The following is a 13560-nucleotide window of genomic DNA, read 5'->3' on the forward strand; positions in this document are numbered from 1 at the left end:
TGTAAAACAACCTCTCTTTTTATTTAAAATAACTTCAACTCTTCTACTAATTTCTCATGCATCTCATCAGTATAATCTAAGTGGGTAACTATTCGTATTTTTCCTTCTCCCATAGAAATTAACAAAATGCCTTTATCAGCTATCTTTTTCATAAAATCATCTGGATTTATTGAATCATCTACATAAAAAATAACAATATTTGTTTCTATAGGTTCAACTTTAGACACATACGAACAACTTTCTAGTACTTTACCTATTTCTTTTGCTTTTTGATGATCTTCTGCTAAACGTTCTACTTGATTATCTAACGCATAAATTCCTGCTGCTGCTAAAAAACCTGCTTGTCGCATTCCTCCACCAAACAACTTACGCACACGTAACGCTTTTTCAATATATTCTTTGCTTCCTACTAACACAGAACCTACTGGAGCTCCTAAACCTTTTGATAAACAGATTGAAATGGTGTCAAACAACTCTCCATACTGCTTCGGAGTTTCATTTTTTGCTACCAACGCATTAAATAAACGTGCTCCATCTAAATGATATGCTAAATCATTTGCTTTTGCTACTCTTTGAATCTTTTGTAACTCTTCAAAATCCCAACAAGCTCCTCCTCCTTTATTGGTAGTGTTTTCAACACATACCAAACGGTTAAACGGAGTATGAATATCGTTTCTACCTGTTACTAGACTTTCTAATTGTTCCGCTGTAAACATTCCTCTATTTCCATCAATTAAACAAGAAGTTACTCCTGCATTAAATGCTGCTCCTCCTCCTTCATAGTTATACACATGCGCCCATTTATCACAAAACATTCTATCACCTGGTTGTGTGTGAATCTTAATCGCTGTTTGATTTGCCATGGTTCCCGAAGGAAAAAATAACGCAGCTTCCATTCCAAACATATCCGCTACTTTTTCTTGTAACAAATTCACTGTTGGATCTGCTTTAAAAACATCATCTCCTACCTTAGCTCTCATCATTGCTTCCAACATTCCTTGAGTTGGCTTTGTTACAGTATCACTTATTAAGTTTATTTCCATTTCTAACTACGATTTTTAAAATGTATTTTTGCATCTATGATTACACACGAACAGCTTAAAAATATCGCTGAACGAATTGGCAAGTTAAAAGGATATTTAGAAATTGACAAGAAGTTAATTGAAATTTCAAATGAAGAAGAAAAAACAGCAAATCCTGATTTTTGGAACAATCCGAAAGAGGCTGAAGCTATTATGAAATCTCTTCGTTTTAAGAAAAAATGGGTAGAAGATTACAATACTGTTACGGCTATGAACGACGATTTAACAGTTTTGTACGATTTTTATAAAGAAGGTGATGTTGAAGATAGTGAAGTTGAAGAGCAATATGAAAAAACAGCTACTTTTTTAGAAGATATCGAATTTAAAAATATGCTTTCTGAAGAAGGAGATAGTTTGAGTGCCACTATACAAATTACTGCAGGAGCAGGTGGAACTGAGAGTTGTGATTGGGCTGAAATGTTAACTCGAATGTACACTATGTGGGCCGAAAAACAAGGTTATAAAATAAAGACCTTGAACTACCAAGAAGGTGATGTAGCTGGTATTAAAACAGTTACTTTAGAGTTTGAAGGAGATTATGCCTTTGGATGGTTAAAAGGTGAAAATGGTGTACACCGTTTGGTGCGTATTTCTCCTTTTGATAGCAATGCTAAACGTCATACTTCCTTTGCTTCTGTATATGTATATCCAGTTGCTGATGATTCTATCGAAATTGAAGTAAACCCTGCCGATATTGAAATTACCACAGCACGTTCTAGTGGCGCTGGTGGACAAAATGTAAACAAAGTTGAAACGAAAGTGCAACTAGTACACAAACCTACTGGAATTCAAATTCAGTGTTCTAATTCACGTTCGCAGCACGATAACAGAGCTACTGCGTTACAAATGTTGAAATCTCAACTATACGAAATCGAACTACAAAAACGATTGGCTGCCCGAGATGAAATTGAGGCTAACAAAATGAAAAATGAATGGGGAAGTCAAATTCGAAACTATGTAATGCATCCATATAAATTAGTAAAAGATGTTCGTACTGCCCATGAAACAGGAAATGTAGATGCTGTTATGGACGGAAATATCAATCCATTTTTAAAAGCCTATTTAATGATGATGGGGCAAAAAGAAGATTAGCTGTTGGCTGTTGGCTGTTGGCTGTTGGCTGTTGGCTGTTGGCAAAATTAAAAACTTTATAACTTTCAACTTTATAAACTCTATAACTTTATATATAAACTAACAATAAAATGATAAAAATATACCATAATCCACGTTGTTCTAAATCACGTCAGGGTTTAGAAATTGTAGAAAACTCTTCAAAAGAATTTGAAGTTGTAAAATATTTAGACAATACTCCTTCCGAAGAAGAATTAAAAGAAATCATCAGCTTATTAGATATTTCTCCTATTCAATTGGTTCGTAAAAATGAACAAATTTGGAAAGACAATTTCAAAGGAAAAGAATTATCGGATATTGAAATTATCAAAGCAATGGTTGATAATCCAAAATTAATAGAACGTCCAATCGTTATTAACGGTAACAAAGCGGTGATTGGTCGTCCACCTGAAACCATCAAAGAAATTATCTAACTATTTTAAAAGCTCTCAAAAATTTGGGAGCTTTTTTATTTTAACACAATTTAAATAACTAATTCTTTAGTTTATTAATAATTCCTTGTAAATTGCTCTCAAATTAAAAATTCATTCACTATGAAAAAAGTAGTATTAGGGCTATCCCTGGCCTTCATTATATCCACGGGGTATAGTCAAGCTTTAAAAGAAACACAACAAAAGCTAAACAAAAAAGAAAAAGTAACTGCTATGAACATTCCGACTGATCCTTCAGTTAAGATAGGAAAACTATCAAACGGAATGACCTACTACATCAAACAAAATCCGAAACCAGCCAACAAAGTAGAATTACGATTAGTTGTAAATGCAGGTTCTATTTTAGAGGATGATGACCAGTTAGGATTGGCTCACTTTATGGAACACATGAACTTTAATGGTACCAAAAACTTTAAAAAGAACGAATTGGTAGATTATTTACAGTCTATCGGAGTAAAGTTTGGAGCACACTTAAACGCTTATACAGGTTTTGATGAAACTGTATACATCTTGCCTATTCCAAGTGATGACCAAGAAAAACTAGAAAAAGGATTTCAAATTCTTGAAGATTGGGCGCATGGTGCTTTATTAGAAGGAAAAGACATTGATGAAGAGCGTGGTGTAGTTTTAGAAGAATACCGTTCTCGTAGAGGGGCTGACAGCCGTATGTTAGAAAAGTATTTACCAAAGGTAATGCATGGTTCTAAATATGCTGAAAGATTACCTATTGGTACTAAAGAAAACATAGAAAATTTTAAACACGAAAGTATTCGTCGTTTTCACAAAGACTGGTATCGTCCAGATTTAATGGCTGTTGTAGCTGTTGGTGATGTAAGTGTTGACGTTTTAGAAGAAAAAATCAAATCACACTTTAGTAAAATACCTGCAGTTAAAAATCCTCGCAAAAGAGAAGTTGCTCCATTAAAAAATCACAAGGAAACTTTTATCGCGATTGAAGCTGATAAAGAAGCTCCTTTTGCGAGTGTACAGTTAATGTACAAAGATTATGATGAAGCAAAACCAGAAACAACTGTTGCTGATTACAGAAATTCAATTGTTCAATCGCTTTTTGCTCAAATGATTAATAATCGTTTAGAGGAATTACGTAATAGCGAAAACCCTCCTTTTGTTTACGGATTTAGTTATCATGGTGGAACTTGGGCTCGTGGTAAAGAAGCTTACCAATCAAGAGCAAGTGTAAGTGCCGATGGTCAATTAAAAGGATTACAAGCTTTATTAGATGAAAGCGAACGTGTTAAAAGATACGGTTTCCAACAAGGAGAATTAGATCGTGCAAAAATGAGCGTTAGTGCTCGCATGGAAAAGTCTTTTAAAGATAAAGACAAAAGAGAGTCTAACAGAATTATTGGTCAATATGTAAACAATTTCTTAGAGCAAAAGCCAATTCCAGGTATTGAATGGAGATATAAGACTCATCAAAAATTATTACCTTCTGTAAAATTAGAAGAAATAAACAACCTAATTAACAATTATTTACATGATGATAACCGTGTTGTAGTTATTACTGGACCTAAAAAAGTAGTAACTGAACAGCAGGTATTAGATGCTTTAAACAACGTTAAAACTAAAGAGTTAAAACCTTATGAAGATAAAGCTGTAGCTGCTTCTTTAATTACAAAACAACCAACTCCTGGTACTATTACTAAGGTTACTGAAAACAAAGATTTAGGTACAAAAACGATGGTTTTAAGTAACGGAGCTAAGATTACTTATAAGAAAACTGACTTTAAAAACGATGAAGTTTTATTTGAAGCGTTTAGTTTCGGTGGAACTTCGTTATACTCTGATGAAGAATTAAAAGCTACTGCTTTTGCAAATAGCGGACTTTCTGAAGCAGGAATTAATGGTTTCTCTAAAACAGATTTATCTAAAATGATGTCTGGTAAAATTGTAAATGTCTCTCCATATATTTATGAATTAAGTGAAGGTTTTAGAGGTTCTGCTACACCTAAAGATTTAGAAGAATTATTCCAAATGGTACACTTGTACTTTACCTCTTTAAACAAAGATGATAAAGCTTTCAATTCATACATCAACAAAAACAAAAGCTTTTTAGGAAACTTATTGGCTAGTCCTAATTTCTTCTTCCAAAAAGAAATGAGTGATTTTATCCATGAAAAAGATCCTCGTCATACAGGTTTTCCTTCTCCTGAAAAATACGATGCTACTGATTATAACTTAGCATATAAAAAGTATCAAGAGCGTTTTGCAGATGCTGGAGACTTTAACTTCTATTTTGTTGGAAATGTTGATGAAAAGAAACTTGCTGAATACGCAACTAAATATATTGCTGGTTTGCCAGGGAAAAATTCAAACGAAAAATATAATGTTACTGATTTCAGACCTTTATCAGGTTCACACACTAAAATAGTAGAAAAAGGAAAAGATCCTAAAAGTAACGTTCGTATTACCTACCAAGGAGAAGCAAAATACAACAAAAAAGATGCTTTAGCTTTTAAAGTTTTAGGAGAAGTTGTAGGAATTAAGTTAATTGAAAAACTACGTGAGCAAGAAGGTGGTGTTTATTCTGCTGGTGCTCGTGGTAGCATAAACAAAATGCCTTACGGTTGGTATAACTTTACAATTGCATACCCTTGTGCACCTGAAAATGTTGAAAAATTAAAGAACATTTCTGTTGCTGAAGTTGCTTCTGTAGTTAAAAATGGACCTACAAAAGAAGATTTAATGAAAGCTCAAAAAGGAATGATTGCTGACTACAAAGAAGAGCTTAAAAAGAATCAATTTTGGTTAAGTACTATTAAAAATGTAGACTACCAAAACAACGATGTTTCAGACGTAGCTTCTTTTGAAAAGAGTGTAAATTCTTTAACGACAAAAGATATTCAAAAAGTAGCTAAGAAATATTTAACTAACGGATATATCTTAGGAGTTTTAAATCCTGAAAAATAATTTTAAAAAAAATTATAATTAACAAAAGCTCTCAAAAATTTGGGAGCTTTTATTTTTTTAGAAGCCTAGACTCTAAAAAACCTAATCCGTAGCCATAAAACTGAGTAAGAGTTGTAACAACACTCAATAAAGCTACTTGTAGATTTTTATTTTGAATTAGAGAATCTAAAAAAATACAAGTAAAATAAATTCCGTAAAAAGCCAACAATTGCCAATATCCAAAGAAAACTGCGATAATCGCAATATCAATTCCTATAATAAACAAACTCGGAAACCAATAAGTTAGTTTAGCTGTTTCAGGATACATTTTATTTAAAACAGGTCTTGCTGTACCAAAAGCGAAAGTCTGCTTAAAAAACTGTTTAATAGTACTCCTACGTTTATGATATACAAAAGCTTTAGTTATTAGTTGCGTTTCAAAATCATTTTCCCACAAACGAAAAGTTAAATCGATATCTTCACCAACTTTGAGTTTATTAAAACCTTTTGTCTTACTAAAAGCTATCTGCGATAGCCCTAAATTAAAACTTCTTGGTTGAAATTTCCCTACAGATTTCTTCTTACCTCGAATTCCTCCTGTAGTTAATACCGAAGTCATCGAATAATTAATTGCTTTTTGTAAAGCTGTAAAATTAGGATGCGCTGCATCTGGACCTCCAAAAGCATCGGTATAATTTTCTTCTAATGCTTTTTTTACTTCGGATAGATATTCTACTGGAACAATAACATCAGAATCTAAAATAATAAAATAGTTTCCTGAGGCTCGCTCCATTCCGTAATTACGACTCGCTCCTGCTCCACTATTTTCTTTATAAAAATAGTTTAGGTTAAGTTCAGAAGTGTACTTTTTTACAATTTCTTCTGATGAGTCTTCTGAACCATCTTCAACAACTAGTACCTCAAAACCGTCTTGGAAATCTTGTTTAGTTAAGCTTTGCAGCAACTCATCAATTTCTTGTGGTCGATTGTAAACAGGTACTATTATTGAAAATTGTAAACTCATTACGCTAAAACTGCTTGATTGATTTGTTTAGCGATTCCATCCCAAAGCTGAATTCTTTTCTGTAGTGATTCTTTCGCGTAATATAACACATCATCCCACTTTTGCTGATCTTCACCACATAGTTCTTCTATCATTTGTAATGATAACGGTCCGTGTTCATCACCATCTAGCTCAATGTGTCTATTCAAATAATAGGTCAATTTACTATATGAACTTCCTTCTTTCTCTTCTGTATTTTTTACAATTTCTAAAAACATATCAGGAATCACATCTTCTCTACCAAAAGTAAAACTTGATGCAATAATGTGTGGTTGTCCTGTTTTGATAACTTCAAAAGAAAAGTTTACAAAGTCTTTTACTTCATCAATTATAGAACAATCTTCTATGGCTAATTCAACAGGTTTCCCATCAATAATATCTGAAATAAAACTTGAAATTTGAACAGTACTCGCTCCTGCTTGACGCATCGCATCAATATACATTTCAAAATGACTTTTAGGCTCTCCTAATTCATTTTCATCTGTTTCTTCACCTAACACAATTTCATTAATAAAACGCGCTGTTTTGGTATTTACAGCAGGTAACCAAGGTAAAGTTACACAGGTTAGCTCTCGCTGTAACGCTTTTAGCAACGACATAAAATCCCATACAGCAAACACGTGCGATTCCATAAATAGTTTTACATCATTAATATGCTTTAAAGAATTGTATAATTCGTGTTCTTTTAACTGTTGCCTTAACGGTACTAACTCCTTTTCTATCTGTAAAATATTGTTCATTTTGTAGCTATTAGTGAACTCATCTTCCCTTTTTCTATTTCCTAAAAAATGTTTCAAATTTGCTCATATTTCGTTACTTTTTTTACATATAGTCTTGCTATATCTTTCAAAAAGTGCCTTATCTGAACAAATTTCAACTCATTTTCGGTTAAAAACAAAAAGAAAAGATGAGTTCAATAAAAAATGCAAATCTAACGATTTGCATTTAATTTTATATTCTTTCAGTACCTTTCGACTACGCTCAAGGCACAAGTTAATTTACTCTTCAGTAAATCTTTCCATTACTGCATCACTTACTCCCATGTTAGAGAAACCTCCATCGTGGAATAAGTTTTGTAACGTTACTTTCTTTGTTAAGTCAGAGAATAATGAGATTGTATAATCTGCGCATTCTAACGCTGTGGCATTTCCTAGTGGAGACATTTTTTCAGCATATGAAATAAATCCGTCAAAACCTTTTACCCCTTGACCTGCTGTTGTTGGAGTTGGTGATTGAGAAATTGTATTTACACGTACTTTGTGGTCTCTTCCAAAGAAATATCCAAAACTACGAGCAATACTTTCTAAATACGCTTTATTATCAGCCATATCGTTGTAATCTGGGAATACACGTTGTGCTGCCATATACGTTAATGCAACAATACTTCCCCACTCGTTCATGGCTTGTTTGTTGTATAAAACGTTCATTACCTTGTGAAAAGATACCGCAGAAACGTCCCATCCTTTCGTTGTAAAATCGTAGTTAGAATCTGTATAGTGTTTTCCTTTACGTACATTTACTGACATACCGATTGAGTGTAAAACGAAATCGATTTTACCTCCTAAAATTTCCATAGACTTTTCAACTAAGTTGTTTAAATCGTCCATAGAAGTAGCGTCAGCAGGAATAATTTCAGATCCGGTTTTTGCTGCTAAATCTTTGATACCTCCCATACGCATAGCGATTGGTGCGTTGGTTAATACAAACTCTGCCCCTTCTTCGTGAGCACGTTCAGCAACTTTCCATGCAATAGAATTTTCATCTAATGCTCCAAAAATAATTCCTTTTTTTCCTTTTAATAAATTATACATATTTTAAAATATTTTAGTCTATCGTTGTTTGTTTAGAAAGCAAATATACTCTTAATTTAATAATTCTTTTGCATGAGTTAAAGCACTTTCAGAAACGTCTTTTCCACTTAACATCTCAGCTATTTCTCTAATTCGTTCGTCATCTGACAATAACTTTAAATTAGAGGTTGTTACTCCTTTCTCTTCCCCTTTAAATACTTTATAGTGTTGCACACCTTTTGAAGCTATCTGTGGCAAATGTGTAATAGTTATTACCTGCATATTCGCTCCCATATCCTGCATTATTTTTGCTATTTTGTTAGAAACCTCTCCTGAAACTCCTGTATCTATTTCATCAAAAATAATCGTTGGTAATTGTATATTCTCTGATAATATTTTTTTGATGGACAGCATAATTCGCGACAATTCTCCACCAGATGCTACTTTCTTTAATTCACCAAAATTTCCACCTTTATTGGCAGAAAACAAGAACTCTAAATTATCTTTTCCGTTAGATAAATAGTCTTCAGAAGGTTGTAATTCGATAGCAAAACGAGCATTTGGCATTCCTAATTCCGATAAAAGGTATTCTAATTCTTTTTTCAACTTTGGAATGACTTTATTTCTCGATGTAGTAATCATATTGGCTACTTCGTCTAATTTCTTAGCTACATCTTTAATCTCTGCTTCTTTTTTTCCAATCAATCCTCCAGCGTCTTCAACTTGTGCTACTTTTTCCGCTAACGATTCATGGATTTCTTGTAACTCAGTTATCGTCGCTACTGAATGCTTCTTTTGAAGGTTATAAATTAATTGTAACCTATCATTCAACTCTTCTATTTCATTTGGATTGAACTCCACCTCTTCATTCGCACTTTCCAATTCAGTAACCACATCGTCTAGCTCAATTTTAACACTCGTAACACGATTCGCTAACTCTTCATATTGTTTTGAATATGAGCTTATTTTCTGTAGTTTATTTTCTAGAGAAAGTAATAAGGTTTGAAGACCAATTTCTTCATTTATTGACACACCTAAAGCTTCCGATAAATTCAATTTTATCTCTTCAATATTATTTAATTTATCTAGCTTTTCTTCTAAAACTTCTTGCTCACCTACTTGTAATTTTGCTTCCTCTAGTTCATTAAACAAGTGTAAGTTGTATTCGTACTGTTCTTTTGATTTTTCAGTTTCTTCTTGAAGAAATTTTAACTCCTTTTTTAATTTGTTATAGGCACGTACCCCTCTTTTATAAGAGGCTATTTTAGCTTGATTTTTTGCTAAAGCATCAATAACAGAAAACTGAAAACTCTCGTCCGATAACTGCAAGGTTTGATGTTGCGAATGAATATCTATCAACTTTGATTTTAAAGCTGATAGTACAGATAAGTTTACTGGTGAATCGTTTACAAAAGCACGTGATTTTCCTGAAGGTAAAATCTCTCTTCTAATAATCGTCTCCACTTCATAATCTACATCTAACTCTTCAAACAATTCTTGTAAATTATAGCCTTCAACCGAAAATTGTGCTTCAATTACACATTTTTTTTCAGTGTCTTTAAGTGAAGATAAATCGGCACGATTACCCATTACTAAACCTAAAGCTCCTAATAAAATAGATTTTCCAGCTCCAGTTTCACCAGTAATGATAGATAAACCTTTTGTAAAATCAATCGATAACTGATTGATTAGCGCGTAGTTTTGTATGGATAAATGTGTTAACAAATTTTATTCTTTAAAAGGAATAAAAGTAAGGATTTTGATTGAATTATATCGACCAAAAACTAAGGAAGTCTATTGAATTTTCAACAGTTTATAAACTTTTACTTACTTAATATTTTTCCACCTGCTTTTATAGGTCGGAGCAATTCTATTTAAAACAGTAAGCATTTGTGGTTGGTTTTTAGACGGAATTTCATCTGAAAAAACATTTACGATTTCATCTCCTTTTGCATCTAAAAAAACACGAATCATGTAGTTTCCTATAGCAATATTAAATAGTTTATCTAAATCTAAAACACTTTTTTCTATAGCTTCTTTTGCTGAATTTTTATTATCTGCAAGGTTATCAAACCCATTACGGTGGTAGTTATAATAAATACTACGTAGCGCGCTAAACTTTGAAGACAACAAGTTATCTATCAAAGCAAAACGATTTTGCTTACCAACTTCATTTTGCCACCCTGATTCTCCGCTAGATTGTGCTAACAACATAATACTTTCTGCTTGCTTTAAATAGCTTTCTCCTCCTTTTAAAGCAAAGGTATCAGCATCTACTCCTATGATCGTATACGCATAAAAAGCTATCATAGAAATTAAATTAGACTCGTAAACTGTTGGATTATAAATTAGCGGATCAAACTCGTTATAACGAAAGTTAAAATTCGTGTCGTTAATATTTAAAACTGGCGTTGCATAGGTAGAGTTATAAACTGGTCGTGTGGACTGTACTTGTAAAGTACCTGAAAAGTTACTTCCGTTTTGTTCGTTTATAATAATATTAAATGCACAGTTAATGCGCTCTTGCTGTTTAAAGTTTCGGTTCGTCCACTGTTTATCATTGATAAACTCTGTTAACGCCTTTTGTAAGGTTTGATATACTTGTTTATTGCTGCTTTGTACTTTATCTGAATTGATAATTACCGTGGCATTTAATTCTTGTGAATGAGAAGAAAAAACAATTGAAAAAAGAAAAACTATAAAGGCTAATTTACGCATCTAATTTTTGTATTATTTCGTTAACGATATCTTTTGATACTTCTTTTTTTGACTTCAAACCGAATGATTTTTCGTTCAAATCAGCATCAATAATTGTAATTTTATTGGTGTCGGTTGCAAAACCAGCACCTTCATCACGTAACGAATTTAATACAATAAAATCTAAATTTTTGCGTGTAAGCTTACTTTTTGCGTTTTGTACCTCATCGTTCGTTTCTAAGGCGAACCCAACTAACAACTGATTTTTCTTAATTTCTCCTAATGATTTTAGGATATCTTTAGTTGGTTCTAACTCAATACTTAACGTTGCTTCCTTCTTTTTTATTTTTTGAGTTGCCACATTTTTTGGTCTGTAATCGGCAACTGCAGCAGATAACACTGCTACATCTACATCAGCATAATATTGATGACAAGCGTCATACATGTCTTCTGCTGACTTTACATCAATTCTATGAATAAATGAATGGTTTACTTGTTGATGTGATGGACCCGCAATTAAAAACACCTCAGCTCCTAGGTTAGCTGCTGTTTTTGCAATTTCAAACCCCATCTTACCAGAAGAATGATTTCCAATAAAACGAACAGGATCTATCGCTTCATAGGTTGGTCCTGCGGTAATTAATATTTTTTTTTCACGAAGTGGTAACTTAGATACTATATCCTTCTCAATAAAATCAACAATATCTTCAGGTTCAGCCATACGACCTTCACCTACCAATCCACTTGCTAATTCACCCGAAGTAGCAGGAATTAAGATATTCCCAAAACTTTGTAAGCTATCTAAACTAGTTTTTGTTGATGGATGTTGGTACATATCTAAATCCATCGCAGGTGCAAAATACACTGGGCATTTTGCCGACAAATAGGTTGCTAATAATAAATTATCGCAAGTACCATTTGTCATTTTAGACAAGGTATTTGCAGTAGCTGGTGCTATTAGCATTAAATCTGCCCACAAACCTAAATCTACATGATTATTCCACAATTCATTTTCATCTTCTTTATCGTAAAAAGTAGAATGAACTGGATTTTTTGATAAGGTGGAAAGTGTAAGAGGTGTTATAAAATCTTTAGACGCAGGAGTCATAATTACTTTGACTTCTGCGCCCGATTTTATAAATAAACGAACTAAGTTCGCTGTTTTGTATGCCGCTATACCGGCGGTAACACCAAGTAAAACTTTTTTACCGCTTAGTACAGACATATTATTTTGTCTCTGGAGTTCTATAATAAACTTTACCATTTAACCACTCTTCTACTGCTATAGCATGTGGTTTTGGTAAACGCTCGTAAAATTTAGAAACCTCAATTTGCTCTTTGTTTTCAAAAACTTCTTCTAAACTATCGTTATAAGTAGCAAACTCATCTAACTTATCTACTAACTCCTTTTTTAAATCAGAATTAATTTGTGTAGCTCTCTTTGCTATAATAGAAATAGCTTCATAAATATTATGCGTTGGAGCCTCGATAGCTTCTTTATTATAAGTTATAGTACTTAACGGCGCTTTCGTTTCTTTATAATCCATTTTTTAACCTTTAACTAATTGTTCTTGTTCTTTGTTTAATGTTGCTAACATTTCGTTTGACTCTTCCATGAATTTTGATTCTGGGAAGTTTCTTTTAAGCTTGTCGTACGCTTTTACTGCTTCTTTTATTCTTTCTGCTTTTCTACGTTGCGTACTCTTCATTGCAAAATCATGCGCTGCTTTTAAACGATAGTACAAAGCTTCTTCTTTATACTTAGTTCCTAAATAATCTTCTAATAAATTATCAAATGCAACGATAGCCGCCTTGTAATTTCTCGAATCATAATCTGCAGTTTTATAATATGTTTTTGCTATTTCGAAATATTTCTTTTCTAATTTAGAGCGTAACTCTGTGTAATATTTATTTGCCTCTTCTTGCTTGTCTGAATCTGGATAAGCATCTATAAATTTCTGAAAAGACTCTAATGCTTTGTTTGTATCTGTTGGATCTAAACTAAAACTAGGAGCTGCTTTATAATAGCTTAATGCCGATAAAAAAGCGGCTTCTTCTTTCTTAGAACTCTTTGGGTAATTCCCTGTAAATCTATTAAAATAATAACCAGCTAAACTGTAGTTTTTCTCATTAAAATTAGATTGTGCTATCATAAATTGAATGCGCTCCATTTGAGGTTTTCCTCTGTATGAAGGTACAATTTTCTCAAACAATCGTAAGGCCTTTCCGTACTTTTGTGCTTCGTACATTTTTACAGCCATTTTGTATTGATCTTCTACAGTTCCTTTATTTAATACTTTTTGATACTCTCCACATGAAGTTAGTACTAAAAGCATCACAACAATATACGCTAGATTTTTCATTTTTTGCATCTGGCAAAATTAGTGATTAATTATGGATTATTAAAACGATTTTTTACTCTAAAATAGAGTTTTACAAGAAACTATAAAATCTCT

At 32.7% G+C, this 13560-nt stretch carries 12 protein-coding genes; 3 read left to right on the top strand and 9 right to left on the bottom strand.

Annotation, left to right across the window (positions count from 1 at the left end):
• Positions 1-23: 23 nt before the first annotated feature.
• Positions 24-1043 carry a threonine aldolase family protein gene (locus tag ACR9ES_RS03750; protein WP_435255154.1) on the bottom strand — a complete coding sequence of 340 codons (1020 nt, stop codon included), beginning with the start codon at positions 1041-1043 and terminating at the stop codon, positions 24-26.
• A gap of 36 nt (positions 1044-1079) precedes the next feature.
• Here ACR9ES_RS03750 and prfB point away from each other — a divergent pair, with 36 nt between their 5' ends.
• The 3 genes from prfB to ACR9ES_RS03765 all read left to right on the top strand — a co-directional run bounded on the left by prfB (position 1080) and on the right by ACR9ES_RS03765 (position 5575).
• Positions 1080-2174 carry a peptide chain release factor 2 gene (prfB, locus tag ACR9ES_RS03755; RefSeq protein ID WP_435255155.1) on the top strand — a complete coding sequence of 365 codons (1095 nt, stop codon included), beginning with the start codon at positions 1080-1082 and terminating at the stop codon, positions 2172-2174.
• 110 nt (positions 2175-2284) lie between these two features.
• Positions 2285-2626: an arsenate reductase (glutaredoxin) gene (arsC, locus tag ACR9ES_RS03760; protein ID WP_435255156.1), complete on the top strand. Its 342-nt coding sequence runs from the start codon at positions 2285-2287 to the stop codon at positions 2624-2626.
• 120 nt (positions 2627-2746) lie between these two features.
• Positions 2747-5575, top strand: a complete 2829-nt coding sequence (locus tag ACR9ES_RS03765; protein WP_435255157.1) for a M16 family metallopeptidase — start codon at positions 2747-2749, stop codon at positions 5573-5575.
• Between the two features lie 49 nt (positions 5576-5624).
• Here ACR9ES_RS03765 and ACR9ES_RS03770 read toward each other — a convergent pair whose 3' ends face one another.
• The 8 genes from ACR9ES_RS03770 to ACR9ES_RS03805 all read right to left on the bottom strand — a co-directional run bounded on the left by ACR9ES_RS03770 (position 5625) and on the right by ACR9ES_RS03805 (position 13467).
• A complete protein-coding gene (locus tag ACR9ES_RS03770) occupies positions 5625-6578 on the bottom strand; it encodes a glycosyltransferase (protein ID WP_435255158.1) in 954 nt (317 codons plus the stop codon).
• Positions 6578-7357: a DUF3050 domain-containing protein gene (locus tag ACR9ES_RS03775; RefSeq protein WP_435255159.1), complete on the bottom strand. Its 780-nt coding sequence runs from the start codon at positions 7355-7357 to the stop codon at positions 6578-6580. The genes ACR9ES_RS03770 and ACR9ES_RS03775 overlap by 1 nt, the downstream gene beginning before the upstream one ends.
• A gap of 258 nt (positions 7358-7615) precedes the next feature.
• Positions 7616-8428, bottom strand: a complete 813-nt coding sequence (locus ACR9ES_RS03780) for an enoyl-ACP reductase FabI (protein WP_274634730.1) — start codon at positions 8426-8428, stop codon at positions 7616-7618.
• Between the two features lie 51 nt (positions 8429-8479).
• On the bottom strand, positions 8480-10132 hold the full coding sequence (recN, locus tag ACR9ES_RS03785) for a DNA repair protein RecN (protein WP_435255160.1): 1653 nt from the start codon (positions 10130-10132) through the stop codon (positions 8480-8482).
• Between the two features lie 102 nt (positions 10133-10234).
• A complete protein-coding gene (locus ACR9ES_RS03790) occupies positions 10235-11125 on the bottom strand; it encodes a DUF4835 family protein (RefSeq protein ID WP_435255161.1) in 891 nt (296 codons plus the stop codon).
• Complete coding sequence (gene coaBC, locus ACR9ES_RS03795) at positions 11118-12329, bottom strand: bifunctional phosphopantothenoylcysteine decarboxylase/phosphopantothenate--cysteine ligase CoaBC (RefSeq protein WP_435255162.1); 1212 nt, start codon at positions 12327-12329, stop codon at positions 11118-11120. Before coaBC ends, ACR9ES_RS03790 begins: the two co-directional genes overlap by 8 nt.
• Before the next feature lies 1 nt (position 12330).
• Entirely contained in the window at positions 12331-12651 is a 321-nt protein-coding gene (locus ACR9ES_RS03800) for a DNA-directed RNA polymerase subunit omega (RefSeq protein ID WP_099216414.1), read from the bottom strand.
• Positions 12652-12654: 3 nt separating this feature from the next.
• Entirely contained in the window at positions 12655-13467 is an 813-nt protein-coding gene (locus ACR9ES_RS03805; protein ID WP_435255163.1) for an outer membrane protein assembly factor BamD, read from the bottom strand.
• Positions 13468-13560: the final 93 nt, after the last annotated feature.

The organism is Tenacibaculum sp. A30 (assembly GCF_051200845.1).
GTDB lineage: Bacteria > Bacteroidota > Bacteroidia > Flavobacteriales > Flavobacteriaceae > Polaribacter.

Coding starts and splice junctions, on each gene's coding strand:
- ACR9ES_RS03750 (WP_435255154.1), bottom strand. CDS start 1,043: ATGGAAATAAACTTAATAAGTGATACTGTAACAAAGCCAACTCAAGGA.
- prfB (WP_435255155.1), top strand. CDS start 1,080: ATGATTACACACGAACAGCTTAAAAATATCGCTGAACGAATTGGCAAG.
- arsC (WP_435255156.1), top strand. CDS start 2,285: ATGATAAAAATATACCATAATCCACGTTGTTCTAAATCACGTCAGGGT.
- ACR9ES_RS03765 (WP_435255157.1), top strand. CDS start 2,747: ATGAAAAAAGTAGTATTAGGGCTATCCCTGGCCTTCATTATATCCACG.
- ACR9ES_RS03770 (WP_435255158.1), bottom strand. CDS start 6,578: ATGAGTTTACAATTTTCAATAATAGTACCTGTTTACAATCGACCACAA.
- ACR9ES_RS03775 (WP_435255159.1), bottom strand. CDS start 7,357: ATGAACAATATTTTACAGATAGAAAAGGAGTTAGTACCGTTAAGGCAA.
- ACR9ES_RS03780 (WP_274634730.1), bottom strand. CDS start 8,428: ATGTATAATTTATTAAAAGGAAAAAAAGGAATTATTTTTGGAGCATTA.
- ACR9ES_RS03790 (WP_435255161.1), bottom strand. CDS start 11,125: ATGCGTAAATTAGCCTTTATAGTTTTTCTTTTTTCAATTGTTTTTTCT.
- coaBC (WP_435255162.1), bottom strand. CDS start 12,329: ATGTCTGTACTAAGCGGTAAAAAAGTTTTACTTGGTGTTACCGCCGGT.
- ACR9ES_RS03800 (WP_099216414.1), bottom strand. CDS start 12,651: ATGGATTATAAAGAAACGAAAGCGCCGTTAAGTACTATAACTTATAAT.
- ACR9ES_RS03805 (WP_435255163.1), bottom strand. CDS start 13,467: ATGAAAAATCTAGCGTATATTGTTGTGATGCTTTTAGTACTAACTTCA.